General features: G+C 66.7%; 22 protein-coding genes. 10 read left to right on the top strand and 12 right to left on the bottom strand.

Annotated elements, in window-relative coordinates; all coding sequences use genetic code 11:
* Positions 1-95: 95 nt before the first annotated feature.
* Complete coding sequence (locus PW843_00860; protein MDE1145157.1) at positions 96-2,522, top strand: TonB-dependent receptor plug domain-containing protein; 2,427 nt, start codon at positions 96-98, stop codon at positions 2,520-2,522.
* Between the two features lie 68 nt (positions 2,523-2,590).
* Positions 2,591-3,328: an alpha/beta fold hydrolase gene (locus PW843_00855; GenBank protein ID MDE1145156.1), complete on the top strand. Its 738-nt coding sequence runs from the start codon at positions 2,591-2,593 to the stop codon at positions 3,326-3,328.
* A gap of 9 nt (positions 3,329-3,337) precedes the next feature.
* On the opposite strand, the gene PW843_00850 is transcribed toward PW843_00855, so the two are convergent.
* Genes PW843_00850 through PW843_00835 form a run of 4 tightly spaced genes read right to left on the bottom strand, consistent with a single transcriptional unit; the run spans position 3,338 to position 7,492 of the window.
* On the bottom strand, positions 3,338-4,339 hold the full coding sequence (locus PW843_00850) for an NADPH:quinone oxidoreductase family protein (GenBank protein MDE1145155.1): 1,002 nt from the start codon (positions 4,337-4,339) through the stop codon (positions 3,338-3,340).
* The gene (locus PW843_00845) at positions 4,339-5,079 is read right to left on the bottom strand and encodes a glucose 1-dehydrogenase (protein ID MDE1145154.1); all 741 of its coding nucleotides are present in this window, start codon (positions 5,077-5,079) and stop codon (positions 4,339-4,341) included. Before PW843_00845 ends, PW843_00850 begins: the two co-directional genes overlap by 1 nt.
* Positions 5,076-6,377: an acyl-CoA dehydrogenase family protein gene (locus tag PW843_00840; protein MDE1145153.1), complete on the bottom strand. Its 1,302-nt coding sequence runs from the start codon at positions 6,375-6,377 to the stop codon at positions 5,076-5,078. Before PW843_00840 ends, PW843_00845 begins: the two co-directional genes overlap by 4 nt.
* On the bottom strand, positions 6,374-7,492 hold the full coding sequence (locus PW843_00835) for a phosphotransferase family protein (protein MDE1145152.1): 1,119 nt from the start codon (positions 7,490-7,492) through the stop codon (positions 6,374-6,376). The genes PW843_00840 and PW843_00835 overlap by 4 nt, the downstream gene beginning before the upstream one ends.
* Before the next feature lie 89 nt (positions 7,493-7,581).
* Here PW843_00835 and PW843_00830 point away from each other — a divergent pair, with 89 nt between their 5' ends.
* Positions 7,582-8,193 (top strand): helix-turn-helix domain containing protein, encoded by a 612-nt coding sequence (locus PW843_00830; protein ID MDE1145151.1) that lies wholly within the window; start codon positions 7,582-7,584, stop codon positions 8,191-8,193.
* Here the strand turns inward: PW843_00830 and PW843_00825 are convergent, their stop codons facing one another.
* The 5 genes from PW843_00825 to PW843_00805 form a co-directional block, all read right to left on the bottom strand.
* Complete coding sequence (locus PW843_00825) at positions 8,194-9,855, bottom strand: enoyl-CoA hydratase-related protein (GenBank protein ID MDE1145150.1); 1,662 nt, start codon at positions 9,853-9,855, stop codon at positions 8,194-8,196. It abuts the gene before it with no gap.
* 11 nt (positions 9,856-9,866) lie between these two features.
* Complete coding sequence (locus tag PW843_00820) at positions 9,867-11,078, bottom strand: acyl-CoA dehydrogenase family protein (protein ID MDE1145149.1); 1,212 nt, start codon at positions 11,076-11,078, stop codon at positions 9,867-9,869.
* Complete coding sequence (locus tag PW843_00815) at positions 11,075-12,169, bottom strand: acyl-CoA/acyl-ACP dehydrogenase (protein ID MDE1145148.1); 1,095 nt, start codon at positions 12,167-12,169, stop codon at positions 11,075-11,077. The genes PW843_00820 and PW843_00815 overlap by 4 nt, the downstream gene beginning before the upstream one ends.
* A gap of 20 nt (positions 12,170-12,189) precedes the next feature.
* Positions 12,190-13,575, bottom strand: coding sequence for an MFS transporter (locus tag PW843_00810; GenBank protein MDE1145147.1), 1,386 nt, complete (start codon positions 13,573-13,575; stop codon positions 12,190-12,192).
* Between the two features lie 152 nt (positions 13,576-13,727).
* Positions 13,728-14,144: a nuclear transport factor 2 family protein gene (locus PW843_00805; GenBank protein MDE1145146.1), complete on the bottom strand. Its 417-nt coding sequence runs from the start codon at positions 14,142-14,144 to the stop codon at positions 13,728-13,730.
* A 221-nt stretch (positions 14,145-14,365) separates the two neighbouring features.
* On the opposite strand from PW843_00805, the gene PW843_00800 reads away from it, so the two are divergent.
* The 7 genes from PW843_00800 (at position 14,366) to PW843_00770 (ending at position 22,415) form a co-directional block, all read left to right on the top strand.
* Positions 14,366-14,866 (top strand): 2,4'-dihydroxyacetophenone dioxygenase family protein, encoded by a 501-nt coding sequence (locus PW843_00800; GenBank protein ID MDE1145145.1) that lies wholly within the window; start codon positions 14,366-14,368, stop codon positions 14,864-14,866.
* An 84-nt stretch (positions 14,867-14,950) separates the two neighbouring features.
* Complete coding sequence (locus PW843_00795; GenBank protein ID MDE1145144.1) at positions 14,951-16,570, top strand: AMP-binding protein; 1,620 nt, start codon at positions 14,951-14,953, stop codon at positions 16,568-16,570.
* A gap of 62 nt (positions 16,571-16,632) precedes the next feature.
* Positions 16,633-17,958, top strand: a complete 1,326-nt coding sequence (locus tag PW843_00790; GenBank protein ID MDE1145143.1) for an amidohydrolase family protein — start codon at positions 16,633-16,635, stop codon at positions 17,956-17,958.
* A gap of 44 nt (positions 17,959-18,002) precedes the next feature.
* Positions 18,003-19,511: an aldehyde dehydrogenase family protein gene (locus PW843_00785; protein MDE1145142.1), complete on the top strand. Its 1,509-nt coding sequence runs from the start codon at positions 18,003-18,005 to the stop codon at positions 19,509-19,511.
* A 5-nt stretch (positions 19,512-19,516) separates the two neighbouring features.
* Positions 19,517-20,326 carry an SDR family oxidoreductase gene (locus tag PW843_00780; protein MDE1145141.1) on the top strand — a complete coding sequence of 270 codons (810 nt, stop codon included), beginning with the start codon at positions 19,517-19,519 and terminating at the stop codon, positions 20,324-20,326.
* Positions 20,327-20,340: 14 nt separating this feature from the next.
* Positions 20,341-21,483: an epoxide hydrolase gene (locus PW843_00775; GenBank protein ID MDE1145140.1), complete on the top strand. Its 1,143-nt coding sequence runs from the start codon at positions 20,341-20,343 to the stop codon at positions 21,481-21,483.
* Positions 21,484-21,629: 146 nt separating this feature from the next.
* Positions 21,630-22,415, top strand: a complete 786-nt coding sequence (locus PW843_00770; protein ID MDE1145139.1) for an SDR family oxidoreductase — start codon at positions 21,630-21,632, stop codon at positions 22,413-22,415.
* Positions 22,416-22,437: 22 nt separating this feature from the next.
* Here PW843_00770 and PW843_00765 read toward each other — a convergent pair whose 3' ends face one another.
* The 3 genes from PW843_00765 to PW843_00755 are packed head-to-tail and all read right to left on the bottom strand — an operon-like array spanning position 22,438 to position 26,508.
* Positions 22,438-23,049: a cysteine hydrolase gene (locus tag PW843_00765; GenBank protein ID MDE1145138.1), complete on the bottom strand. Its 612-nt coding sequence runs from the start codon at positions 23,047-23,049 to the stop codon at positions 22,438-22,440.
* Complete coding sequence (locus tag PW843_00760) at positions 23,042-24,520, bottom strand: class I adenylate-forming enzyme family protein (protein MDE1145137.1); 1,479 nt, start codon at positions 24,518-24,520, stop codon at positions 23,042-23,044. The genes PW843_00765 and PW843_00760 overlap by 8 nt, the downstream gene beginning before the upstream one ends.
* Complete coding sequence (locus tag PW843_00755; protein MDE1145136.1) at positions 24,517-26,508, bottom strand: FAD-dependent oxidoreductase; 1,992 nt, start codon at positions 26,506-26,508, stop codon at positions 24,517-24,519. The genes PW843_00760 and PW843_00755 overlap by 4 nt, the downstream gene beginning before the upstream one ends.
* Positions 26,509-26,511: the final 3 nt, after the last annotated feature.

Below are 26,511 nucleotides of genomic sequence, written 5' to 3'. Positions count from 1 at the left end.
AATAACGGTGTAGGTCCGGCGAAGAAGCGGGCCCGCGCATTTAGGGGAGGAAGAACATGGCGTTAGGGAAATCCCGCTATCTTTTTGCCGTTGTCATGGGCACGTCCACGATCGCCCTGGCGGCGGGGGCGGCCTTTGCCGCCGCTCCAGCCCAGGACCCGGCGGCGCCCGATCCGCAACAGCCGGCATCCGCGGTGTCCGATGAATTGCAGGAGGTGGTGATCACCGCCCGCCGCCATGCCGAAACCGCGCAAACCGTGCCGGTGTCCGTCACTGTCATCGATTCCAGCACGCTCGCCTCCGCCGGCCTGGAGAGCACCAGCGACCTGCAGCGCATGGTGCCGGGCGTGATCCTGAACGGCTCCGGTTCCGACGCCAATACTACCTACACCATTCGCGGCCAAAGCCGAGCCGTCATCGGCCCGGGTTTGCCGTCGGCGCTGACCTACCTGAACGATGTGCCGCTGACCCGGTGGGGGGCGGTGCTGCCTACCTTCGATGTCGACGGCGTCCAGATCCTGAAGGGGCCTCAGGGTACGCTGTTCGGCCGCAACACCACCGGCGGTGCCGTCCTGGTCAACACGGTGAAGCCGGGCTTCGATGTGAATGGCTATGTCCAGGCCGACATCGGCAACTATGCAAAGCACAACTTCCAGGGCGCCATCAACATTCCGGTGGTGGACAACAAACTGGCCTTCCGCATCGCCGGTGATATCGAACAGCGCAACGGCTACACCAGCAACATTTCCACCGGCAAGGACCAGGACAACGTCAACTCCAAGGCCGTCCGCTTCTCCGTCCTGCTCAAGCCGACGGAATGGCTGCAGAACACGACGGTGTTCGACTACTACCATGCGGACGACAACAATTCGGGCGTGGTGGCGGTGACGCCGCCGGTGAGTCCGGTGCTGTGGCCGGCCATCACCGCCTTGCAAGGCCAGAATCCGTATACGAACGCCTCCACCACACAGCCGTTCAGCAAGGTGAAGGTCTGGGGGGTGTCCAACACCACCGAGGCGGAATTCGACGATTTCTCCATCAAGAACATCTTCGGCTACCGTTCCTCCGACGTTGACCAGGTCAACTCCGCCACCGGCCTCGGCCTGGCGCCTATGCCTTTCCCCCTGGCCTCCCTGGGGGTTGCGGCGGGTACTCCGGTCACCCTGTTCAACAACTACAATGCCGTGGTGGAGGAGCAGTTCACGGAGGAACTGCAGTTCTCCGGCACGGCGTTCAACAAGTCGCTGACCTGGCTGGTCGGCGCCTTCTATCTGAAGGAACAGCCTACCGGTCCGGATTATCTGGCGGAGGATTTGTTCCGTCCCAGCGCCGCGAGCGCGTCGCCCACGTCGCTTTACATCACCCAGTTGTTCGGAGGTATCTGGCCTGCAGGAACGCTGGCCGACAACCTGTATACCGATGAAAGCAAGGCGGTCTTCGCCAACGTCAGCTACGACCTGTCGCACGTGGCGGACGCCTTGCACGGCTTCAAGCTGAACGCCGGCCTGCGCTACACCTGGGACAAGGAGGGCGTCTGCGCCAACTCCAAGGCCTCCATCGACTTCGCCACCGGGCTCAGCGTGGTCGCCCCGTACAATTCGCTGGCGCAGTGCCAAGCCGACAAGGGTGGGACGGTCGGCTCGGCCCTCAATCCTTATTATGCCAGTTACCAGGGCTCGGCCAGCTTCGAGGCACCCACCTACACCCTCGGCGTGGATTATGAGGTCAACGACAACCTGTTCTTCTACTTTACCACCCGGCGCGGCTACCGTGCCGGCGGCATCAACGCCCCGGCGCAGGCGCCCATCCTGCAGCCTTACCAGACCTATCAGCCGCAGACGGTCACCGACTATGAAGTCGGCGCGCATGTGAAGTGGCGCGTGGATGAGTGGGCCGGCCGGTTCAACATCGCGGCCTTCACCGCCTCCTATACCAACTACCAGCTGGAAGCGACCGGCATCATCGCGGGTAGCCTGCCCGGCGTGACTGCGATCAATCAGCCCGCCAATACCGCCCTGACGCTGAATGCCGGCGACGCCACCTTCCAGGGTGTCGAGGTGGACGGCCTGATCTCGCCCTTCCGCGGGCTGGACTTCACGTACTCTGCCTCATACCTCTACCCGAAGTACGACAGCCTGAACGTGGCGTCCTTCCTGAGCGCCGGTGGCTTCTTCAAGGCGGGCCCATTCTCCGGCACCCCGCGCTGGAGCTATTCGGCCAGCTTGAACTACAAGCTGCCCTTCCAGACCGAGGCGTTCGACGCCCATTTTGTCGCCGACTACTATCACATGGGGTCCGTGTGGCAGACGTCGGTCCTGCTGCCGGCGTATGACCTGACCAGCTTCAATCTGCGCTTCTCCAACATCATGAAGCAGGACGTCGACCTGACCCTTTATGTCGACAACGCCTTCGACGCCAAATACATCCACAACATCCTGCTGGGCTCGCCCAGCTTCGGCACCTACTCCGGCAGCTACGGCGCGCCACGCATGTTCGGTGCCCGGTTGCGCTACGGCTTCTAACGAAGTGATGGACAAGGGCCGGGTGCCAGAGGCGCCCGGCCCAATCCTTTTCCGGGGAGGGACACGGCATGACGCAGAATTGTGTGTTTCTGCATGGCGGCCAGCATGGTGGCTGGTGCTGGCAGCGGTTGCTGGGCCCGCTGGTCCAGGAGATGGGGGGCGACAGCCGCTTCCTGTGCCTGGACATCCCGGGCTGCGGCGCCAAGCGGACGCGGGCCGTCGATGGCCTCACCACCGAGGCCGTGGTGGAAGAACTGCTGGCCGACATCGCGGCGGCTGGAGCGGGCCCCTGGACCCTGATTGGCCACTCGGCTGCCGGCCTGCTGTTACCCAGGATGGTGGTGCGGCGCCCCGAACTGTTCGCCCGCGTCATTTTCCTGGCCACCTGCGTGCCGGCGGAGGGTGAAACGGTGTTTGACGCCTTCGGACCCGGCCGGCGTGGGGAAGACCCTAACCGTATGGGCTGGCCCTTCGACCTGGCGGCGAGCACGGATGAGGAGCGATTCCAGGTCATGTTCGCACCCGACATGGATGCCGCCACTTACGGCTGGGTGGTGCGGGAATGCGCGCAGGACATCTGGCCGCCGGCGGTGATGGGCGCGGCCAGCCGCCTGGACGGGTTCCCCGGATTGCGGCCGACGAGCTTCATCGTCACCGCCCGCGACCCCATCCTGCCGGCGGCCTGGCAGCACCGCTTCGCCGCTCGTGCCGGCGCCACCGACGTGGTGGAGATCGACACGCCGCACGAACCTTTCCTGACCCATCCCGACCTGCTGGCGCGGTGTTTGGCGGCCCGCGTGGCCTAATAAGCGGACTCAACTCACGTTGATAACGATCTTACCCATCGCTTGCCGCGCCCCCAGGGCCTCCAAACCCTCCCGCGCGCGGGCGAGGGGCAGGCGCATACCGATGTGGGGCCTGATCCGCCCATCGGCCAGCCAAGCCATGATTTCATCGAGATAGGTCTGGCGCAGTGCCGGCTCCCGACGGGCGAAGTCCCCATAGAAGACCCCCAGCACGCCGCCGCCCTTCAGCAAGGTCAGGTTCAAGGGAAGCTTGGGGATGCCGGCGGTGAAGCCGACCACCAGGTGGCGCCCGTTCCACCCCAGGGCCCGAAAGGCCGGCTCGGCATAAGCGCCGCCGACAGGATCGTAAATCACGTCGGCCCAGCCTTGAGGACAGGCGGCGCGGATCTCGGCCGTGAGGGCCTTGGCGGTGGTCGGCTGGTGGAGGGCACCGGGATAGACCAACACGGCATCCGCCCCGTTTTCCCGGGCGACGGCGGCCTTTTCCGGTGTGGAGGCGGCTGCGACGACATACGCGCCCATGACCTTGCCCAGTTGCACGGCGGCCAGGCCGACGCCGCCGGCCGCCCCCAGCACCACCAGGGTTTCGCCCGGCTTCAGGGCGGCACGATCGCGCAGGGCATAGTGGCTGGTGGCGTAGGTGACGCGCAGGGCGGCGGCGGATGCGTCATCCACCCCGGCGGGGACCAGGGCGCAGTCGTCAGCCGCCACGATCGCCTTCTCCGCCAAGCCACCATGGGCAAGCAGCCCGATCACACGGTCGCCGACCTGAAAGCCTTGGACACCGGTGCCCACGGCCTCCACCACGCCCGCGATTTCCGATCCTGGTGTAAACGGCCGGGGTGGGCGGGCCTGGTACAGGTCCTGGATCAGCAGCAGATCCGGATAGTTCAGGGCGGCGGCCGTGACGGTCACCAGCACCTCGCCCGTTTTTGGCACCGGATGCGCGACATCCTCATCCAGGACCAGGGTATCCGGGCCGCCGGCCCGGTGGCTGCGCCAAGCCCGCATCAGATTCCGCCCCCCACGGCGATGTTGGCACCCGTCGTGTAGGATGACGCGTCGGAGGCCAAATACAGGGCGCTGCCGATGATTTCGACGGGCTGGCCGAAGCGCTTCAACGGGATGCCAGCCTGCATGGCCTCCGTGTTCTGCCAGTGATGGGAAATGTCGGTGGCGAACATGCCGGGGGACAGGGTGTTGACCCGCACCTTGGGCGCAAACTCGCGCGCCAGGCCCACCGTCATGGCGTTCAGGGCGGCCTTGGCCCCGGCATAGGGGATGATGCCCGGCTGGGGGTTCAGGGCACCCAGCGACGAGACATTGATGACGGTCCCGCCGTCTCCCGCCACCATGTGGCCGCCCACCAAGGCGGCCAGGCGGAAGGGGCCCTTGAAGTTGACGTCCATCACCTTGTCGAACAGGGCCTCGCTGGTGGCGGCGCTGCTGGGTTCCACCGGCGACAGGCCCGCATTGTTGACCAGGACGTCGATCCGCCCCCAATCGCCATAAACCCGTTCCACCAACGCGTCGATCTGGGGCCATTCGCCCATGTGGCAGGCCAAGGCCAGGGCGCGGCGGCCGAGGTCGCGGATCGCCGCCGCCACGACCTCACAGGCGTCCTGCTTGCGGCTGACGACGATAACGTCGGCGCCGGCCTCGGCGAAGGCCAGCGCCATCTGCCGGCCCAGGCCCCGGCTGCCGCCGGTGACCAGGGCGACCTTGCCGTCCAGGCGGAACAGGGCGCTCATGGACGGAAACCCTGGCGCTTCACGCCGAAGTGGGCCTCGGCCTCGGCGATGCGGTGGGGCAGGTAGTTGCTGGGGAAGCGCCCTGGCGCGGTGGCTTTATTGGCTCTCAGCACATGGCGGCCGGCATAGATCTGATGGATCTCCGTCGGGCCGTCGGCCATGCCCAGGATCAGCACCGTGCCCCACATCCGCGACAGCGGCGTCTGGTTGGATATCCCCAGAGAGCCCAGCAGATGCATGGCCTTGAAGATGATCTTGTGGGTCACCTGGGCGCAGGCGACCTTGCAGGCGGCGATCCAACTGCGCGCCTCTTCCTCCTGGTGCGTGTCGAACATCCAGGCGGTGCGCAGCACCAGCAGCTTGAACTGTTCCAGGTCGATCCAGCACTGGCCGATGTCCATCTGCACCAGTTGCTTGTGCGACAGCGTCTCCCCTTGCGTGGTGCGGGAATGGGCGCGCTCGCACATCATCTCCAGCGCCTTGCGGCACATGCCGATGGCCCGCATGGCGTGGTGGATGCGGCCGCCGCCCAGGCGGGACTGAGCCACCATGAAGCCTTGCCCGCGCGGGCCCAACAGGCTGGACGCCGGCACCCGCACATTCTCGTATCGCAGGTGGGCGTGGGACCCCATTTCCAGCGGCTCGCCGGCGATGCCGGGTTCGCTGACGAAGGTCAATCCGGGGGTGCCGGCCGGCACAATGATGGCCGACATCCGCTCATGCCGGGAGGCGGCGTCCGGATCGGTCACCGCCATGACGATGAGGAAGCCCGCGAACCGGGCGTTGGAAGAGAACCATTTCTCGCCGTTGATCACCCACTCGTCACCCACCAGCTCAGCCTTCAGTGTGAACTGGGTGGGGTCGGAGCCACCTTCCACCTCCGTCATGGAGAAGCAGGAGACGATCTCGTTCTCCAGCAGGGGCTTCAGCCAACGGTCCTTCTGTTCCGGCGTGCCGAAGCGGGCCAGGATTTCCGAATTGCCGCTGTCGGGCGCCTGGCAGCCGAAGATGGTGGGGCCCCAGATGGTGGCGCCCAGGATCTCGTTCAGGTGGCACAGTTCCACCTGGCCGAAGCCGGGCCCACCCAGTTCGGGCGGCAGGTGCAGCCCCCACAGGCCTTGGCGCCGCACCTCCTGCTGCAGGGGGCGGACGACGGCCATGGCCTGTTCGTCATGCGGGTTGAAGGGCGCATCGGGGTCGGGAAACAGCGCGTCCACCAGTTCGACCTGGTCGCGGACGAAGCCGCGCACCCAGGTCAGTTTTTCCTGAAAGACGGGATCTATGCTGAAGTCGATCATGACTGGGCCTTTCGCGTGCCAGAGTTCTTTCCGTCATGCTCGCGCGCCATTTCGGCGGCGCAGCGCAGCAAGTCCAGGACCAGGGCGCCCATTTCCTCGCCCTGTTCGCGGGGCAGGCGGCCGTTCAGGCCGCGGGCGTAGTGCCGCTCCAGCAGCATGGCCAGCTTGAACTGGGCCAGGACCATGTAGTAGGTGAGGTTGGCGACGGGGCGGCCGGTGATGCTGGCGTAGTGGTCCACCAGCGCCTCGCGATCGGGATATGCCGGATCGTGGAACAGCTTGGGCGGCTCCACCGCGCTGACCGGCGAGGGGGCGCTGTAGACGGTCCAGCCCAGATCGAGCAGCGGATCGCCGATCGTGGACAGCTCCCAATCGATCATGGCGGCCAGACGCACGGGCATATCGGGTGCGATCAGCGCATTCGGCCAGCCATAGTCGCCATGGATGATGCCGGCGCGCGGCATCGCCGGCGTGTTGGCGCGCAGCCAGTCGACCACGGCATCCTTGTCCGGCAGAGGGCGGTAACCATAGCCCTCGGACTCCGCGTAGCTGGCGTGCTGATGCAGCCAGCGGTCCACCTGCCGCTCCAGGAACCCGTCGGGCTTGCCGAAGCCTTCCAAACCCAGCGCCTTGTAATCCAAGGCCCCCAACTGGGCGATGCCGCCCACCAGGGCCAGGGGAAGCTGGCGGCGGACCTCCGGCGCCTGGAAGGCGGGCGGCAGGGTTCTTTCCCCCAGCGCCAGCCAGCCGTCGATATGCTCCATGACGTAGAAGGCCGTGCCGATGACCGCCGGATCGTCGCAGGCGGCATAGCAGCGGGGCGCGGGCACGCCGCTGCCGTTCAGGGCCGACAGCACGCGCGCTTCACGGGTCAGCACCTTGACGCTGTCGGGGCGGGGGGCTGCCGGGGGGCGGCGCAGCACGACGGGGATACCGCCGCGATCGACGCGCAGCACCACATTGGTGGCGCCGCCCGCCAGCTTGGTGGCGCGGACGGGGCCGTCGCCGGCCTCTGGAACATGGCGGTCCAGCCATGGCGCCAGGGTTTCGGGTCGGTACAGGCTTTCCAGGGACGGCTGTCCGTCCGGGATCGCCCGCGTGATGGGTTCAGTCATGGGTGACCTCCTCGCTGGACAATTGTCTAGCGAGTGGGCGATTGTCTTGTCCATGAACCAGCGACCGATCCCATCAAGGCATCACGGATATGAAGGCTGACGCTGCGCACCCCGGCCCGCGCCTGACTTTGCGTCAGGAACAGCGCGACCTCACCCGGCGGCGCATTACGCGGGCGGCCCGGGCCTGCTTCTATGAAGGTGGGGTGGAGGGAACGTCGATGGAGCAGGTGGCCGCTGCGGCGGGCGTCAGTCGGGCCACCCTGTACCTGCATTTCGTCAACAAGGACGCGCTGTTGCTGGCGCTGCTGTCATCCAATCTGCGCGGCGTGCGGGAACTGTACCGCGGCCTGCCGGCACGATTGGACAAGGCGGCCGCGGCGAAATGGCTGACGGATTATGTTCAGGTGCTGCGGGGACATCGCGATGCCATGCGCCTGTTCCATATCGGCTTGGCCAGCAGTGGTGAGGCGCGAGAGCTGGTGGACGACCACCGTGAGGCCGTCATCGACATCCTCGCGGAATCCTTCTCCGCCCTGGCCCGTACGGGCGAGAATGCCCGCCACCGCCATGCCCGCGCGATACTGGCTTTGGCCCGCGTCGACCACGTGGCCAGCGCGCTGGCGGAGGACGAACCCCGTATCGATGCCGACGCCAGCCTGGACTTGGTGGCGGAGGAGCTGGTGTCAGTGCTGACCGGCTGATCAAGAGCCGGTAAAGGTCCGGCCAGCCGACGCCAGTTTGAGCAGCAGAGGTGTGGGGGCTATGCCCATGGCCTCAAGGCCGGCGACAACGGTGGCAAGGCCGATGAGATCGGCATGGAACAGCGGCCCTCCCTGATGAGCGGGCCAGCCAAGGCCGGTGACGGCGGCCAGGTCGATATCGGAGGCGCGGGCGGCAATGCCCTGTTCCAGCAGCCGGGCCGCTTCGTTGACCACGGGATAGAGCACGCGTTTCAGCGTGTCCGCCGCCGGAACGCCGCCGTCTTCCCCCCCGACATCCTCCGTGAAGCCAAACTCCATCAGGGCGGCGTGGGCGCCGGCCAGTCCTTGAACCTGGCGGTGGAGGATTGTCGCCAGCGGGCTGGCGATGCCGGTGGGACGGGTTACGACGGCGGCCTTGCCCAGCTTCTTCGCCAGCTGCATCGCCGTCGCCAGCGCGGCGGGATGGGTGGCGGCGCCTCGGACGATTTCCAACAGCCGATGGGGCGGCCGCGCGAAGCCTAAGCCCAGCAGGCGGTCGGGATGGCGATTTGGCAGGGCGTCCAGGTTCTCCAGGCCATCGGTGATGGCGATGAGGGTGTCGGGGCGCAAGGTGGTGTCCAACCGCGCTACCCAATCCCCTGGCGCGGCGGCGAGGATCACCAGGTCGGCGCCGTCGCTTTCCACCACGGCGTACCCGGCCTTGGCGGCCCTTTTCGATAGGGCCGCCGCCAGTTCGCCATTCCCCACGATGCCGATGGTGCGCAGCGCAGGGGGCGGGGCGTCGGCGGCAAGGTCGGGGATTTTCTGGGCCGCACGTTCCGCGGCGAAGAGGTGGCGCAGCGCTGCCGACTGGGGACCATGCAGGAGCTTGCCGAACTCCCGCCGTTCCACCGCCAGCCCCTCGTCAAAGGACAGGCAGACAGCGGCCTCCACACAACGCACGATGGCCTGGGGCGCATCCAAGCCGCGCAGGCGGCGGGCATGCTCGGCGCGGAACCGGTCGAACAGGCCGGGATCGTCACGGTCGGCCTGGATGGCGCCCTCCAGGTCGCGCACGCGCTTGGGGGCAGCCCCAGCGGCGATCAGTTCGCGGACATAGGCCAGCGCGCCCCCACGCAGGTCATCTTCCGGCACCAGATGATCCACCAGGCCCAGGCGCAGGGCTTCAGTCGCGTCCACTTGGCGGCCGGTGGTGAGCATGTCCAAGGCCGCGCCGGCGCCGACGATGCGGGTCAGGCGTTGCGTGCCGCCGCCGCCGGGCAGCAGGCCCAGGGTGACCTCCGGCAAGCCCATGCGGGCGCTGGGCACTGCCACGCGATAGTGGAAGGTCAGCGCCACTTCCAGCCCGCCGCCCAGCGCCGTGCCGTGCAAGGCCGCCACGGTGGGCTTGGCCGCCGTTTCGATGCGCGCCTGCAAGTCGAAGAAGTCGACCTTGGGCTGGACCTTGCCCAGGGACTTCAGGTCTGCGCCCGCGATGAAGGTTCGTCCGTCGCAGGTCAGCAGGATGCCGGCGACCTTAGAATCGTCCAGGGCGGTGGTGATGGCCTCGAACATCCCTTCCAGCACCGCGGGCGACAGGGCGTTGACGGGGGGATAGTCCAGGGTTACGACCGCCACGCCATGTGTGATGGTCAGGTCGGTCACGTTGTTGATGGCAACCATGGGCATGGTCCTTAGCGGCTGGGCCGAATCTGGTCGAAGGGCAGGCCCTTGTCGGGGCGGTAGTCCTGGGGCAATCCCAGGATGCGTTCGGCGATGGTGTTCAACAGCATTTCGTCCGCCCCGCCGGCGATGCGGCCGGTGGGCGCCGTCAGCCAGGACTGGGCCCAGTCCGACTGGGGGGAGGCGTCCGGTTCCAGGATTGAACCCGCGGTGCCCATCAAATCCATGGCGGCGGCGGACAGCTGCTGGCGTGCCCGCATCGAGACCAGCTTATGGATGGAGCCCTCCGGCCCGGGCTCGGCCCCGGCGGCCAGCGCCAGGAAGGTGCCGGTCCGGATGGCGGCCAGGGCGCGCTGCTGACGAAAAGCGGTGGCGATGTCGCGGCGCACGCGGCCATCCTCGATGGCCGGCCGGCCATTGATTGTCGTCTCAAGCGCCTGATTGACGAACAGCGACAGGGCGGGGCCGAAGCCCGCCTCATCGGCGGCCGCGTAGCGCTCTATCATCAGGGTGTCCATGGCGACGCCGAAGCCTTGGCCCACGGCACCCAGCCGTTGGTTGTCGGGGATACGGACGTCGTCGAAGAAGACCTCGTTCACGTCATGGCCGCCGTTGGCCAGGCGGACCGGCCGGACGGTGACGCCCGGCGCCTTCATGTCCAGCCAGAAATAGGTCAGGCCCTTGTGCTTGGGCTGGCTGGGGTCGGTGCGGGCCAGGATGACGCCGTAGTCGGCCAGGTGGGCCCAGCTGGTCCACAGCTTCTGGCCGCTCAGCACCCAGCCATCGCCATCCCGGACGGCGCGCAGGCGAATGCCGGCCAGGTCGGATCCGGCCGCGGGCTCGGAGAACAGCTGGCACCAGATCTCCTCTCCCCGCAGGGCGGGAAGGGCGTACCGCTGCCGCACCTCTTCGGGAGCGTATTTCAGCAGGATGGGCACCGGCTGACCCAGGCTGATGCCGAAATAGACGCTGGGAAAGCCGAAGGGCAGTTCCTCTTGCGCGAAGATGGCGGCCTGCAATTCGGTGCCGCCGGCGCCGCCGTATTGCGGGGACCAGGCGATGCCGGCGTAACCATTGTCGGCTTTCAGCCGCTGCCAGCGCCGGCCCAGCGCCAGATCGGCCGCCTCATCCAGGCCACGCCGGGCTTGGGCGCCGAACTCCGCCGCGTGGTCGGCCAGCCAGGCACGGGCCTGGGCGCGATAATCCTCAAGCGCTCCGCTCATGCCGCTTTTCCTTCAAGCACGGTGACGATCAGATCTTCCCAGTAGGGGCGGGCGCCCGCCTCCACCGCCAGTGTGCGGGACCGTCGGTAATGCAGGTGCAAATCCGCCTCCCACGTCACGCCGATGCCGCCATGGATCTGGGTGGCTGATGCCGCCGACGTCTCATAGGCCTGGACCGCGTTCAGACGGGCGGCCGCGGCGTAGGCGGGTGCGTCGGCGTCGCCCCGATCCAGGCGCAACGCGGCGTCGAGGACGGAGGCGCGGGCCATCTCGTTCAGCACCCACATCTCGGCGATGGCATGCTTCACCGCCTGGAACTTGCCGATCGCCTGGCCGAAGGCCTGGCGTTCATTGGCATAGTCGCGGGAGAGGGCGATACAGGCGTCGGCGCCACCCACGCTCTCGGCGGCCAGGAACAGGCCCAGCCGAAGCTGACAGGCCCCGGCCAGCGCCTGGGCATTGGTGGTTGCCAGCCGCACGGCGGGAGCGCCGTCGAAGGCCAGGTGGGCGATGGCGCGGCTTGGGTCCAAGGTGGGGGGGGCGTCCCGGGTGACCCCGGCGCCGTCCAGATCGGCCAGAACCAGGCAAGGCACGCCACCATCCGTCGCCAGCACCAGGGCGACATCCGCGGCGGCTCCGCCCAATACGGCTGTCTTGGTCCCGAACAGACGCCCTTCCTCCAGTCGTGTGGTGGGGCTGGCGGGCAGGGGCTCCGAACCTTCGGCGAAGGCGAGGGCGGCGATGGCATGGCCATCGGCGATCCGGCCCAAAAGGCCGGTGGGATCGCTGGCCGCGGTCAGGGCATGGGCCACGGCCAGATTGGTCGCCAGGAAGGGTGCGCCGGCCAGCGCCCGGCCGCATTCCTCGGCCACGATCAGGCTGTCCACCAGGCCCATGCCCAAGCCGCCGTGCGCCTCCGGAATGGCCATGGCGTTCCAGCCCAACTCGCGGGCCGTCTGCCAGAAGACGGTGTCGTGCATGCCCGGCTTTTCCAGCAGGTCGCGCAGACGGGCGTTGGACGCTGCGGTGGACAGGGCGCGGCGGACCTCGTCCCGGATGTGCCGCTGCTCGTCGGTATAAAGATGGGGCATCGTTCCCTCTTGGGGGCGGTTCAGGTCAGGCCGCGTTCGCGCAGTTGCCGCAGAATGTCGGCATGGCGTTCGGCCGTTATGGGATGGCGGCGGATCAGCAGGGCTGCCCCCAGGCTCAGCGCCGCCGCCAGGCCGCCGTAGAGGCCCATCAGGACGGCCAGCGCCAAGGGTGGGTTGGTGGCCCCCGGCGCGGGATTGAAACCCACCAGGTCCAGCACGTAGAACATCAGTCCCACGGACAGCGCCTGGCCCACCTTGGCAATGCCGATGAGCAGGGCGAACAGAAGGCCGGACCGTTCCTTGCCGGTATTCAGCCGTTCCAGATCGCCGACGTCGGCCAGGATGGCCCGGGGCAGCATGTTGGTGGCCCCGTAAAAGGCGCCGCTGGCGGCCCCGCAGGCGACCATCAGGCCCAGATTGCCGGCCGGCACCACCAGGAACAGCAGTTGGACCACGGCATAGCCAACGGCCGCCACGATCAACGCGCGGTGCTTGCTGAAACGTGTGGCCAGGGCCGACCATAAGGGTGTCAACAGCAGGCCGACGACGAAGTTGGCCACCAGGATCAGCCCGATGTCGGCCGGCGCTATGGCCTTCAGCCAGCTGAAAAAGAAGACGGTGAGGGTGGAGGTGCAGCCGCCCGCCAGGCCCAGCAGGCCTTCGGTCAGCAGCACGCGGCGCACCGTCGCCACCCGCATCAGGCCGAAATAGTCGCGCCAGGTGCTGGGCACTTCCGCCTTGATCACCGAACGCTCGCGCACCACCGCCATGGTCACCAGCACCATCAGCGGCATCAGCAGAAGGACCAGCCAGGCCATGGCCTGCATACGGTCGCCGCTGCTGGCGTGGCCCAGGGCGGCGAGGCCCTTGGGCAGCAGCATGGCGGCGATCATGCCCACCATGAAGGCGGCCTGCCACCAGCTGTAGGCCCGGGTGCGCTCGTCATAGTCCCGGGCGACGTTGGCCGCCAGCGCCACCAGCGATAGGCTCAGGATGGACCAGCCGGCGTAGGCGAGGCTGAGCCACGCCGTCAGGTGAACGGGACCGACGCCCGGCTTGGCCATGAACAGCATGGCGATGCTGGCCATGACCATGGGAACGCTGGCCATCAGCCATGGCCGGTAGGTGCCGAAGCGGGTACGCGTTGCGTCCATGAAGGTGCCGACGAAGGGGTCGAAGGCGATGTCCAGCAGGCGGATGACCATGAATATCGATCCCACCAGCCCCAGTCCCAGGCCCAGGTCGCCGGAATAGAATTGCGGCAGGTAGACCACCAGCGGCAGGCTCATGGCCGACTGCGGGATGCCGGGCGCCGCCAACGCCGCCAGCACGTGGCGGGGCACGCGGGATGCCGGGCGTGTGGTCGCCGGCTCATCCCCGGCGGCAAGGACGGGACTGACGCTCATCACGTGCCTTCCTTGTTGAACCACGGATTACGGTTCCTGTGCGGCGTGCGCATGCGGCCTCCCTGATATTTGGGGCAGCTTGGCGCCTGCCGGCGGCAGGGGCCAGTCCATGGCCGGAATCCAGCAGATATGGGATGGGGGTGCGCCGCACCTCAGTCGGCCAGCGCCCAGGCCAGTTTCACCCGGCGGCGGCGGATCAGCCACTGTCCGTCCTGGCGAACGTATTGGTCGATATAGGTGCCTTCCTCAATGACCGTGCCCCGACGCATCACGAAGAAATAGGTCCAGCCCCGGGCGCTGTCGGCGCCATCGACTTCGACGCGGCTGGTGGTCAGGTGGTGGCGGGAGCCGCCGGACAGGTCTGTGCCGCCCACCGCGCCCGCAACGACGTTGCGCATGAAGGCGCCGATGGCGTCCCGCCCCTCATGGGTGGCCCCCGGTACCTCCAGCGTGGCGTCAGGGGTGAAGACGGCCAGCATTTCGTCGATGCGGCCCCGGTCGCCGCTGGTGTTGTAGACGGTCAGCAGGTGGGCGATGGCCCCACGCGCCTCAGCCGCGATGTCGGCCATGGTTTCCTCCCCTCAATCCCGTGTCGCAGAGCCGTGAGCCGACCATGGCGACGATCGTCCGGCAACGTCCCTGCGGGCTTTCAGCACATGGGTGATGCCTTGAGGGGCGGGGGGGCGGAAGGTTTGACCATCGCGCTTCCCTGGGCCGAAACAGGGAATGAGAGGGAGGTTGACGCGGAACGACGTGTCATCCGCGTCGCCCCACATCGGGAGCGGACCATATGAGCGTAGTCGCCAAGGATTTCAGGCCGGCGGGCAGTGCCGGCCTCTACCTGCCCAAGGACATGGTGTTCAAGGTGCCGGAAGACCTGAATCTGTGGGTCAAGCGGCCGGCCGGGCATTATTACCTGCCCCTGCTGTTCGACGTGTCGGCCGGCATCACCGTGAACATCCTGCGCTATCCCAAGCCGGGCGTCATCGGGCGGCATGTCCACGACGGTCCCGTCTTCTCCTACACCATCGAAGGGTCCTGGTTTTATCCGGAACACGACTGGGTGGCGGAAGCCGGCACCTTCATCTGGGAGCCGCCGGGGGAAATGCACACCCTGACCGTGAAGGAATCCATGATGGCGTTCTACGTAATGCACGGCGGCCTGACATCCCTGGATGCGGACGACAATCCGATCCGGGTGGACAACTGCCTGACGCTGCTGGCGGCCTGTGACGAATACTATCAGGCCAACGGTTTCGGCGCCGACTACATCAAGCAGTACATACGCTGACAGTGCATGCGCTGAGGGCGATTTGACGGCGGCGTGGGCCCGATGCCCCGCCTTTTTCGGAATATCAAGGAATGGACGACGACCATGGCGCGTGAAGGCTGGTCCAGCGGCAAGCAGACGACCGTCACCGAAGTGTTCGAGGCCGCGTTGGCGATGCGCGGCCCCAGCTTCGACTACATCGACTATAATGGCCGCAAGTACACGCTGGGTGAGTTGCAGGAGCGCAGCATTCGCCTGGCCCATGGCCTGCTGGCGGCCGGCGCCCGGGCGGGGGAATGCGTGACCTCCGTCCTCGACAATTCGGTGGAGCAGTTGCTGCTGCTGCTGGCATGCTCGCGCATCGGCGCCGTCCATGTGCCGCTGAATACCGCCTACAAGGGGGATTTCCTGCGTCACCAGGTGGCCGACAGCGCCGCCCCGGTGTTGGTGGCGGAACGCGAATACGTTGAGCGCCTGCTGGAGATCGAGGACGGCCTGCCTGATGCCCGCACCTTGCTGGTGAAGGGGGAAATAGGCGCCCGTCCGGCAAAGCGCCTGGACCTCCGGTCGCTGGATGAGGCGTTCACCGCCAACCCATCGGAACCGCTGATTCCGGCGAAGCCGTCCGACCTGGCCATGTTGATCTACACCGCTGGCACCACCGGCCCGTCCAAGGGCTGCATGGTCAGCCAGAACTATGTTTGCCACATGGCCTGGCAGATCGCCGAAAACATGTTGTACAACAAGGACGATGTCATCTGGACGCCGCTGCCGGGCTTCCACGCGAACCAATATACCGCCACCATCCTCTCGTCACTGATGGTGGGCGCCCGGGCCGCCGTCTACACCCGCTTCTCCGTCTCCAACTTCTGGCCCGAGGTCGAACGCACCGGCGCCACGGTGACGCAGATCCTATCGACGATGGTGGCCCTGATTGCCGACGCCCCCGACAATGACGCGGCCAAGCGTTATTACGGCAAGTTGCGGGTGGCGGGTGGCACGCCGTTCCCCAAGGTGCTGCAGGACAAATGGCGGGAGCGGTTTGGCGCCCACACCTTCGGGCAGATCGGTTTCGGCCTGACCGAATGCGCCATCGTCACCAGTTGCCGCGTGGACGAGCCGCGTCCGGCCAACGCCTCTGGCCGCGTTGACCCCGATTTCGACGTCCGCATCGTCGACGACCATGACAACGAGGTGGCACCTGGCACGCCGGGCGAGATCATCGTCCGGCCCAAAATGCCGCACGTGATGTTCGAGGGGTACTGGCGGCGGCCGGCGGAAACCATGAAGGTGCTTCGGAATTTCTGGTTCCACACCGGTGACATCGGGCGGTTCGACGACGACGGCTGGTTCTATTTCCTGGACCGCAAGAAAGACTACCTGCGCCGGCGGGGAGAGAACATCTCCAGCATGGAGCTGGAGGCGGTGTTCCGGTCCCATGGCGCCATCCGCGAAGTGGCCGTGCATGCTGTCCTGGCCGACATGGAAGACGACGTGAAGGTCACCTGCACCCTGGTCGAGGGCGCCGAGGTGACGGAGGAGGAGCTGTGCCGCTGGTCCATTGAAAAGCTGCCCTATTTCGCCGTGCCGCGTTTCATCGAATTCCGGCCGGAGCTGCCCAAGAACCCGGTGGGTCGGGTTCTGAAGTACGCACTGCGTGACGACGGGATCACCGCCGCCACCTGGGATCGTGATAAATCGGCGGTGCAGCTGGTGAAGCGCTAAGTCGGGTCGTTTCGTATCTATATAACTGACATGATGTTAGTTTTTGGCGAAGGAGGAAAGCCATGAAGGTCGAAGACATGATCATCGTGAGCGTGGACGACCACGTGGTCGAGCCGCCGACGATGTACGACAACCACTTGACCCAAGCCCAGAAGTCCTTCGCGCCCATCATGCGCAAAGACAAGAAGGGCGCGGATTACTGGCTGTATGAAGGCAAGCGCACCGGCGCCATCGGCCTGAACGCCGTGGTCGGCCGCGTGCGGGAAGAGTATGGGTGCGAACCCGTGTCGCTGGAGCAGATGCGCCGCGGTGCCTGGGATATCCATGCCCGGGTCGAGGACATGAACGCCAATGGCATCTTGGCTTCGCTCAATTTCCCCAGCGTGGTCCAGTTCGACGGCGTGCTGTTCCATAAGTTCGAGAACAAGAAGAACGCGCTGACGCTGCTGCAGGCCTATAATGACTGGCACATCGACGAATGGTGCGGCACCTACCCCGGCCGTAACATCCCTATCGCGCTGGTGCCTTATTGGGATGTCGAGGCCACGGTGGCGGAGATCAAGCGCGTGGCGGACAAGGGCTGCCGCGCCATAACCTTCAGCGACAACCCGGCCACCCGCGGCTATCCCAGCATCCACAACCCGCAGTGGGAACCGATGTGGAAGGCCTGCGCCGACCACGGCATCGTCATCAACATCCACATCGGATCGGGCGCCCAGGCACCCCACGCGTCGATGGAATCGCCCATCGACGCCTGGATCACCACCATGCCCATCTCCATCGTCAATTCGGCGGCGGATTGGCTGCACCTGAAGGCGCTGCAGAAGTATCCGCTGAAGGTGTCCCTGTCGGAGGGGGGCATCGGCTGGATCCCCTATTTCCTGGAACGCGCCGATTTCGTGCATGAGCACCACCAGGCCTGGACCCATGCCGACTTCGGCGGCAAGAAGCCCAGCGAGGTGTTCCGCGAGCACTTCATGACCTGTTTCATCGACGACCAGTTCGGGCTGAAGAACCTGGATGCCATCGGGGAGAACAACATCGCCTACGAATGCGACTACCCGCATTCGGACAGCGTCTGGCCCGAATCCGCCAACCTGCTGCGCGAGACCTTCGGCACCCTGCCGGATCGGATCGTGAATAAGATCAGCCATGAGAACGCGCTGCGTTTGCTCAACTTCGACGCCTTCGGCCTGATGGGCGGGCGGGAGAAGTGCACGGTTGGTGCGCTCCGCGCCCAGGCCGGCCACGTGAACACCGCGCCGGTATCCTATGGCGGGCCGACCCCGCTGGCGGCGGGCGAGGTGCGCCGTCGTGTGACGTCGGGCGATATCACCCGCATGTTCGCCGAGGTCGCCAAGAACGACGGCGTGGGCGAAGCCGCCTGAAACGCCGTTTGGATGCCTGACAATAAGAACGGACGGAGGAACCGATGGCCATCCGCAGCGGCGTTCCCTACACCGGGATCCAGGACCTGTATATTGGCGGGCGCTGGATCAGGCCGGAGGACGGGGCGGTTGAGCCGGTGCTCAACCCCGCGACGGAGGCGGTCATCGGTTCAGCGCCCGTGGGCGGCAGGGGAGAGGCGGAGGCTGCCATCGCTGCCGCCCGCGAGGCCTTCGATCGGGGCCCCTGGCCCTGCCTGTCCTTCAAGGAGCGGGCGGAGGTCATGTGCCGCATGCACGGCGTCCTGACCGGCCGGCTGAACGAAATCCGTGCCCTGACTATTGCCGAGGCCGGCGCCCCCTGGGGCCTGACCCAGCTGACACAGACCGCGACGCCGCTGCGCCATCTGGACTACGGCATCGAATTGGCCAACCGGATCGAGGCCAACACCACCCCGGTGGAAACCTTCCCCAATCTGTTCCAGCCGGGCGGGCCGGACAGCATAGGCGCCATCGCCACTATCAAGGAACCGGTGGGCGTGGTGGCCGGCATCACCGGCTACAACTTCCCCTTCCTGCTGAATCTGTCGAAGATCGTCCCGGCGCTGCTGGCCGGCAACACGCTGGTGCTAAAGCCCTCGCCCTTCACCCCCTATGCCGCGTTGCTGTTTGGTGAGGTGGCGGACGAGGTCGGGTTGCCGCCAGGTGTGCTGAACGTCCTGACGGGCGGGCTGGAGGTTGGCCAGCTTCTGACCAGCCATCCGGACGTGGACCTGATCAGCTTCACCGGTTCGGACACCGTGGGCGCGGCTATCATGGCCCAGGCCGCCCCAACCCTGAAGCGCCTGGTCATGGAGCTGGGCGGCAAGTCGGCGCTGATCGTGCGCGAGGACGCTGACATTCAGAAGGCGGCGCTGACGGCCGTGGCGGCTTTCACCGCCCATGCCGGCCAGGGCTGCGCGCTCACCACCCGTTTCCTAGTGCACAACAAGGTGCGTCCCGCCTTCGTCCAGGCCTGCGCCGCCATCGCCGCGCATTGGACGGTGGGCGATCCCAGCCAGCCAACCACCATCGTCGGCCCCCTGATCCGCGAAAGCCAGCGGGCCAAGGTGGAGCGTTACGTCCAACTGGGCCACGACAGCGGCGGTCGGCTGGTGTTCGGGGGCAAACGCCCCGGGCATTGCTCCAAGGGCTTCTTCTATGAGCCCACTCTGTTTGACGGCGTCGACAATGGTGCCGCCATCGCTCAGGACGAGATTTTCGGGCCGGTCGGCGTGGTCATCGGCTTCGATGACGATGACGAGGCCGTCACGCTGGCCAACCAATCGAAGTTCGGCCTGGCCGGCGGCGTCATGACCGCCGACCGCGCGCAAGGCTACCGCATGGCCCTGCGGATGCGCACGGGCACGGTCTGGCTGAATGGCGGTTTCGGCGGCGACATGTCCAGCCACGCGCCCTTCGGCGGCTACAAGCGGTCCGGTTTCGGTCGCGAGTACGGGCCGGGCTGGCTGGACGAATACCTGCAGCAGAAAGCTATTTCCTTCCCTATCGGATGACTGCCGTGGACTTGGAATTGACGGGCAAGCGCGTGCTGGTGACCGGCAGCACGTCGGGCATTGGCGTCGGGATCGCGGAACTGCTGGCGGCCGAGGGGGCCGCCGTGGTGATCCATGGCCGGGATGGAGGCCGGGGCCGGGCGGTGGCGGACCGGTTGGCCGGCCGTGGCGCTTCGGTGCAGCTGGTTTGCGGTGACCTTGCCACCGACGCCGGCGCGGCTGAGGTGGCCGAACGGGCCGTCTCGGCGCTGGGTGGCATCGATATCCTGGTCAATAACGCCGGCGGCAGCGCCGATGTACCCAACAAGTCCTGGTTTGCGCTGGGCACATCGGACTGGATGGTGACGTACCAGCGCAACGTCCTGGCGGCGGTGCGGCTGATTCACGCGCTGGTTCCGCCGATGCGGGGGCGGGGATGGGGCCGGGTGATCAACATCGCCACCGGCGCGGCGCTCACCCCGACGTCCGCCCAGCCGGATTATGGGCCGGCGAAGGCGGCGATGCTGAACTTCTCGCTGGGCCTCTCCAAGGCTATCGCCAAGAGCGGTGTCACCAGCAATTGCATTTCCCCTGGCATGATCCGGACGGAGGGGTTGGAGCAGTTCCTGCGCCATTTCGCCACCAAGCGTGGCTGGGGCGATGACCTGAAACAGGCCGAGGACTACGTCGCCAGCGGTTCCGGCCAAACGGTGCGCCGTATCGGTGAGGTGGCCGACATCGCCTATGCCGTGGCTTTCCTGGCCAGCCCGCGGGCCGACTTCATCAACGGCACCAACCTGCATATCGACGGCGGCATCACGCCGTCGATCACCTGAAGGAATCCCAAACGATGCGACCCTTCCAGGTCCAATGGACGCCGGCTCAGATCAATGCGACGAAGGCCCAGCTGGCGGCCTGTTCCTTGCCGGAGGCTCCGCCGGGCGCCGGCTGGGCGCTGGGTTGCGACCGGGAATTCCTGGAACGCTTTCGCCGACATCTGCTGCAAGGATTTGATTGGCAGGGCGCGCAGGACAACCTGAACCGCTATCCTCAGTTCCTGGCGGACATCGACGGCCAAACCATCCACTTTGTGCATGTGAAGGGGGAGGGTCATGGTACCCGGCCACTGGTGCTGACCCATGGCTGGCCGGGGTCGCACTACGAGTTCTGGGGGGTGGTGGACCGCCTGGCCTTCCCGTCGCGCCATGGCGGCCAGGTGAAGGACGCCTTCGACCTAGTGATCCCCAGCCTGCCTGGTTACGCCTATAGCGGCAAGCCGGTCCAGCCCATGGGGCCGAAGGCCACGGCGGCGCTGTGGAACCGGCTCATGACGGAGGTGCTGGGGTATCCCCACTACCTGGCCCAGGGGGGGGACTGGGGTAGCTTGGTGGCCTCGCAATTGGGCATGGGTTTCGCAACGGCGGTGCGAGGCATACACCTCAATATGGCAGGTCTGCGAAGCGAGACGCCGCCACAGAACGCCGAGGAGGGGGCCTGGGCGCAACGCTCCGCCATGGCCCAGCAGATGCTGAGCGGTTACAGCATGGTCCAGATGATGAAGCCGCTGTCGCTGGCCTGGGCTACGGCCGGAAACCCTCTGGGCCAGGCCGCCTGGATTCTGGAGCGCTTCCATGACTGGGCGGACTTGCGTGGTGGTGATCTGGAGGACGTGTTCGGTCTGGATCACTTGGCGACCAACGTCCTGCTGTACCTGATGACCGGCAGCTTCCCCACGTCGCTGTGGTTCTATCATGGCCTGATCCGCGAGGGCGGCATCAACCTGCCGCCCGGCCGGCGTTGCGAGGTCTCCACCGGCTTCGCGGCCTTCCCTGGTGACGCCCTGATGCCGCCGCCGCCGCGCAGCCGCATCGAGCTGCTGTACAACCTGGTGCACTGGACGGAGCCTGCGGCGGGCGGCCACTTCGCCGCTATGGAGCAGCCAGACGTGTTTGTGAAAGATGTGACGGCGTGGGCGAATAAGGTCTGGTCGTGAACATCCGAGACTGAATTGTAGTCACGTCAACTCCAATCACAGATATAATCATTGTTTCCACGAATGCGGAAACGCCAAGTGGAATTGGTAGATCGAATAGTATCCATGACAGCAAATTTCTCTAAATAATGGAGAGGGAGAGCATCATGGATTTCGGTATCAGGGACAAGGTCGCCTTCGTGTCGGGCGGCAGCAAGGGCATGGCGCGCGAGGCGGCGCTGATGCTGGCGGAAGAGGGCTGCAAGGTGGCCATCGTCGCGCGCACCCAGGGGCCCATCGACGACACGGTGGAACTAATCCGCAGCCGGGGTGGAACGGCGATGGGCTATTCCTCGGACCTGACCACGCGGGCGGGCGTCCATCAGGCGGTGGCGGCCGTAACGGCGGAATTCGGCGCACCGGACATCGCGATCAGCAACGTCATGGAAAACATCGCCGGCGACTTCGACGATGTGAGGGACGAGGATTTCGAGCGCTTCTTCATCGTCTACGCGATGTCGGTGGTCTATCTCGCCCGCGAGGTCATTCCGGCGATGAAGAGCAAGGGATGGGGGCGCTTCGTCGCCATCGGCTCAGGTACGGCCAAGGAACCGGCGGGAAACATCCATCATATGCTGGCCAACACCACCCGTCCGGCCGCGGTGGGCTTCATGAAGACGCTGTCGGACGAGGTGGCGAAATTCGGCATCACCTGCAACACCGTGGCGCCTGGCTGGATCGGCACCGACAACATGTACGGTTATCTGGAAAAGAAGGCTGGAATCACGCCCGACAAGGTCGGCGACTTCCTGCATAAGCTGATCCCCGCAGGCCGCGTCGGCCGCCCGCGGGAAATCGCCTCGACCATCGCCTATCTCTGTTCCGACCTCGCCGGCTACATCAGCGGCGAATGGATCGGCGTTGATGGCGGAAGCCACAAATCCGCCTTTTGAAGATGGGTCCCGTGACCGCCGCCTAGCCCAGCGCGGCGGTCACTTCCTCGCTGGTGCTGATCGTGGCCAGGACCCGGAGCTGGTTGTCCACCAGCGTCCGGTGGACGGCGGGGTCTGTGCCCGCGACGCAGTCTTCGGGGATCACCACCTGATATCCCAGATCCACCGCGGCCATGGTGTTGCCCGGAAGCGCGACGTTGACCGAAACGCCGGTCAGCACCACGGTCTGCACGCCCAGCCGGCGCAAGGTGGCGTCCAGGCTGGTTTCCAGGAAGGCGATGAAGCCGGATGATCGGCTGACGACGTAGTCGGTCGGCCCCGGCCGCAGGATATCGATATAGTCAGCCTCAATCGATCCCGCCGCCATACGCCGGCCCTTGAGGGTGACGCCGCTGATCAGGGAATTGGGCGTCACATCCGCGAAATCGGGGCGGTGCACCACCGGCAAGTGGAAGATGGGCAGCCCGCGGGCCCGGAACTGGTCCATCAAAGCGGCGATCCGCGGCACGATACCGCGCGCCTCCACCTGCTGCGCCAATGCGGGGAAGATCGAATAGGCCGGATCCATGACGCCGACTTGGGCCTCGTTCACCAGCAAGGCCACCTTCTGGCCCTTGTCCAAACCCCTAACCATGTATCGTTTCCTCTTCGAACAGACGGCGCACGGCCGCCAGGTCAACTTTCAGCGAAGCGGTGCGGGGTAGGGCCTCCATCACCCGCACGCGGATCGGGACGTGATGGGCCACCAGTTCCCGCCGGGCCAACGCCAGCAGGTCGGCTTCCGTGGGGACTGGCATCCCGGCCCGCGCTTCGACGGCGGCCACGGGCACCTGTCCCAGGCGATGGTCGGCCAGGCCGACCACGGCGGCGTCCAGCACCGCGGGATGGCTTTGCAGGACGGCGGCCACCTTTTCCGGCAACACCTTGAAGCCGCCCCGCAGGATGGCGCCATCGCCCCGGCCCCGGTGGAAGACGAAGCCGTCGGCATCGATGAGGGCCAGGTCCGTGGTGCGGATCCAGTCGGCGCTGACTGCCGGCACCAGGGCCTCCAGATAGCCTTCCCGGTCGGCCGGCAACGGGGCGCCCGTCACCGTATCGACCACCCGCAGGCTGATGCCAGGCAGGGCCTTGCCCATGGCGCCCAGCTTGGCGTCGCGATAGCGCTCATACAGTGCGGGCGTCCAGCTGACGACCGTGCCGCAGAACTCCGTCGCGCCATAGGCCCAGATGACCTTGATGCCGTAGGTCTCTTCGAATTCGGTCTGCAGGGCTGGCGGCATGGGGGCGCCACCCCCATAGAAGCATTCGACACTGGCCAGGTCTTCCTTGGGCACCTGGGCGTCCAATACCATGCGCGCCACGGCGGGTGGCCCGCTGACCCAGCGTGGTCGCCGCCGGCGGACAGCGTCGGCCCATTCGGCGACGTTGAACTTGTCGAACAGCGTGGTGTGGCGGCCAATGACGGCGCTGGCGACCAGATTGCACATGCCGCCGATGCCGCCGTAAGGCCAGGTCAGAATCTCCGGTTCCGGTACCGCGTCGTTATGTCCGGCCGTGACGCTCTCCACTGCCCGCACCAGCATGCGGAACGGAAACAGGATGCGCTTGGGCTTGCCCGTCGTGCCGCTGGACAGGATCTCGATGCCGGGTTCGGCGGTGAAGTGCCGGAAGGGGCCGGGACCGATCCGGTCGCGCCCGGGGACCAGATCAGCCGTTCCGTCCGCGGCAAGGCGGATGCCCAACAGGCCGTCGGCGGCGGTCCTCACAGGATCGCTCCAGTCCCGGGTATCGGCGATGATGGCGGCGAACCCGCCCTCCCGCACGTCGCGCGCCAAGGCTTCCGGTGATTGCATGGCGTAAAGCGTGGTCATCGCTCGGCGGGAGGAAATCAGCCCCAGCATTGCCGCCGCGTGTTGCGGTCGGTTGCGCACCACCACGCCGACGGCGTCGTCGGGACCCACCCCTGCCTGGTCCAGCAAGGCTGTGACCCGGGTGGCCAAGGCGGCCACCTGCGCCCGCGTCCAGGCCCGGCCCTGATAGTCAAACAGGGCGGTGTCGGGATCGCCCCGCAAAGCGGCGGCCACTTGTGCGGTGATGTCGATCATGCCGGCAGGCCCGCCGCCAGTTCCCGGACCGTGGCGTAGGCCATGTGCACGGCGTCGCCGATGCGGCCCATCCGCCGGCTATCGCCCACCAGCCCACAAGCCAGGCCTTGGGCACGCAGGTCGTCGGCCAGCGAACTGGCCGGCTGCCGGCCCTGGGCCAGAATCAGGCGGTCGGCGGCGACATCGTGGACCTGGGGCCCGGCGCCCTCGATCACCACGCGGCCGTTCCCCACCGCTCGCACGTGGCTATTGTCCAGAATGGCGACCAATGGATTGGCCGCCAGGCGTTCCAGCAGCGCGCGGCGGTAGACCCATTCAGCCGAGCGCGCGAGGCTGTCACGCGGGCTGCGGGTCACCAGTGTCACGCGAATGGCGCGGTGTGCCAGGTATTCGGCCGTCTCACACCCCGTTTCCCCGCCGCCATATACGACGGCGTGGCCGCCGGCGGCCAAGTCGACATCGCATTCCCCCATCAACAGGTCATAGGCGTCCATGACCATGGGGTCATCCAGACCGGTGATGGGCAGGCTGATGGGCCGCGTGCCCGTGGCGATGATGGTCAGTGCGGGGCTCAACGCCAGCACAGCACCCGTGTCGGCCGACTGGCCCAGGTGCAGGCGCACGCCACTGCCGGTCACCTGACGCTGAAGGTAGTCGTTGTACCAGAACAGCTTTTCTTTCCCCGGTGGGGTGGCGGAAGCGACGATGCCGCCGCCGGTATGGGTTCGCTGTTCGAACAGGTGGGTTTCAAACCCGCTCTGCTGCAGAAGCAGGGCGGCGGCGATGCCACCGGGGCCAGCCCCCACCACCACGGCGCGGCGGTCGCGGCCCAGGTCGGTGGGCAGGGCGGCGTCCAGCTCGTTTCCGGTTCGGGGATTCTCGGCACAGCCCACCTGATGGCGCCCCTCGTGCGGGCTGATGCACCAATTACACGAGGTGCAGGGACGGATCAGGTCCCGGCGGCCGGCCCGTGCCTTGTTGGCCCAGTCCGGATCGGCCAGCATCGGGCGGCCCAAGGCCACGAGGTCGGCGTCCTCGTGGGCCACCGCGGCCTCCGCCATTTCCGGCCAGCGGATCTGGCCGACGGCGATCACCGGCACTCCGGCCGCGTCACGCAGGCGGCGGGCATAGGGAATGCGCCAGCCCTCGGCGGTGGACATGGGTTCCACCACCTTCTCGAACGAGGCCCCGACACCCCAACCGGTGGAGATGTGCAGGGCGTCGGCCCCGGCCGCCGCGAGGCGTGGGGCGATGGCTTCCATGTCGTCTATGGTCAGCCCGCCGGGGGTGAACTCATCAGCCGACAGGCGGTAGACCAGAGCCCGATCACCCATGGCTTCCCGCACCGCGCCGATCACGGCCAAGGGAAACGCCAGCCGCCGTTCCACGTCTCCGCCCCAGCGGTCGTCGCGCCGGTTGGTAAGGGGCGACAGGAACTGGGTCAGCAGATAGCCGTGGGCGCCGTGCAGTTCCACACCGTCATAACCCGCTTCCACGGCCAAGCGCGCGGTGTTGGTGAAGGCCTCGACCAGGTCCGCCACCTCCACCTCACTCAAGCCGCGCGCCACCAGCCGCGACGGGTCGCGGCGGTGGGGGACGTCGCTGGGCGCCACCGGCATGCCGCCGGGCAACAGGGTGCGGTTGGCATATTGGCCCGAGTGCTGAAGCTGCATGAAGACATGCGCCCCGGCGGCGTGCACGGTCTCCACCAGGCGGCGATGGCCGTCCAGGTTGCGGCGCGATTCCAATGTCAGCTGGAATTCATGGGCACGTCCGGTGTCGGGGCTGACGCAGGTGTATTCCACCACGATCAGCCCCATGCCGCCGAGCGCCCGTTCCCGATAGAAGGCGATCATGTCGGGCGTCACCTCACCCTCGCGCCCTCCCAGTTCGGTCGACATGGGCGCCATCACCAGCCGGTTCTTCAGGCGCACGGTACCTAGCTGGAAGGGGCTGAACAGATGGGGATAAGGGGTTGTGGCGTTCATGAC

It is taken from the genome of Azospirillaceae bacterium, from assembly GCA_028283825.1.
Lineage (GTDB): Bacteria > Pseudomonadota > Alphaproteobacteria > Azospirillales > Azospirillaceae > Nitrospirillum.
Note: the sequence above shows the minus strand (reverse complement) of the source record. Positions and strands in the feature narration are given on the sequence as shown.

What these genes read in the sequence shown, in the direction of transcription:
- PW843_00840 (MDE1145153.1), bottom strand. Translation starts at nt 6,377, where the DNA reads ATGATCGACTTCAGCATAGATCCCGTCTTTCAGGAAAAACTGACCTGG.
- PW843_00850 (MDE1145155.1), bottom strand. Translation starts at nt 4,339, where the DNA reads ATGCGGGCTTGGCGCAGCCACCGGGCCGGCGGCCCGGATACCCTGGTC.
- PW843_00825 (MDE1145150.1), bottom strand. Translation starts at nt 9,855, where the DNA reads ATGGTTGCCATCAACAACGTGACCGACCTGACCATCACACATGGCGTG.
- PW843_00795 (MDE1145144.1), top strand. Translation starts at nt 14,951, where the DNA reads ATGGCGCGTGAAGGCTGGTCCAGCGGCAAGCAGACGACCGTCACCGAA.
- PW843_00810 (MDE1145147.1), bottom strand. Translation starts at nt 13,575, where the DNA reads ATGAGCGTCAGTCCCGTCCTTGCCGCCGGGGATGAGCCGGCGACCACA.
- PW843_00760 (MDE1145137.1), bottom strand. Translation starts at nt 24,520, where the DNA reads ATGATCGACATCACCGCACAAGTGGCCGCCGCTTTGCGGGGCGATCCC.
- PW843_00755 (MDE1145136.1), bottom strand. Translation starts at nt 26,508, where the DNA reads ATGAACGCCACAACCCCTTATCCCCATCTGTTCAGCCCCTTCCAGCTA.
- PW843_00820 (MDE1145149.1), bottom strand. Translation starts at nt 11,078, where the DNA reads ATGAGCGGAGCGCTTGAGGATTATCGCGCCCAGGCCCGTGCCTGGCTG.
- PW843_00830 (MDE1145151.1), top strand. Translation starts at nt 7,582, where the DNA reads ATGAAGGCTGACGCTGCGCACCCCGGCCCGCGCCTGACTTTGCGTCAG.
- PW843_00835 (MDE1145152.1), bottom strand. Translation starts at nt 7,492, where the DNA reads ATGACTGAACCCATCACGCGGGCGATCCCGGACGGACAGCCGTCCCTG.
- PW843_00770 (MDE1145139.1), top strand. Translation starts at nt 21,630, where the DNA reads ATGGATTTCGGTATCAGGGACAAGGTCGCCTTCGTGTCGGGCGGCAGC.
- PW843_00805 (MDE1145146.1), bottom strand. Translation starts at nt 14,144, where the DNA reads ATGGCCGACATCGCGGCTGAGGCGCGTGGGGCCATCGCCCACCTGCTG.
- PW843_00790 (MDE1145143.1), top strand. Translation starts at nt 16,633, where the DNA reads ATGAAGGTCGAAGACATGATCATCGTGAGCGTGGACGACCACGTGGTC.
- PW843_00815 (MDE1145148.1), bottom strand. Translation starts at nt 12,169, where the DNA reads ATGCCCCATCTTTATACCGACGAGCAGCGGCACATCCGGGACGAGGTC.
- PW843_00765 (MDE1145138.1), bottom strand. Translation starts at nt 23,049, where the DNA reads ATGGTTAGGGGTTTGGACAAGGGCCAGAAGGTGGCCTTGCTGGTGAAC.
- PW843_00845 (MDE1145154.1), bottom strand. Translation starts at nt 5,079, where the DNA reads ATGAGCGCCCTGTTCCGCCTGGACGGCAAGGTCGCCCTGGTCACCGGC.
- PW843_00800 (MDE1145145.1), top strand. Translation starts at nt 14,366, where the DNA reads ATGAGCGTAGTCGCCAAGGATTTCAGGCCGGCGGGCAGTGCCGGCCTC.
- PW843_00775 (MDE1145140.1), top strand. Translation starts at nt 20,341, where the DNA reads ATGCGACCCTTCCAGGTCCAATGGACGCCGGCTCAGATCAATGCGACG.
- PW843_00860 (MDE1145157.1), top strand. Translation starts at nt 96, where the DNA reads ATGGGCACGTCCACGATCGCCCTGGCGGCGGGGGCGGCCTTTGCCGCC.
- PW843_00785 (MDE1145142.1), top strand. Translation starts at nt 18,003, where the DNA reads ATGGCCATCCGCAGCGGCGTTCCCTACACCGGGATCCAGGACCTGTAT.
- PW843_00855 (MDE1145156.1), top strand. Translation starts at nt 2,591, where the DNA reads ATGACGCAGAATTGTGTGTTTCTGCATGGCGGCCAGCATGGTGGCTGG.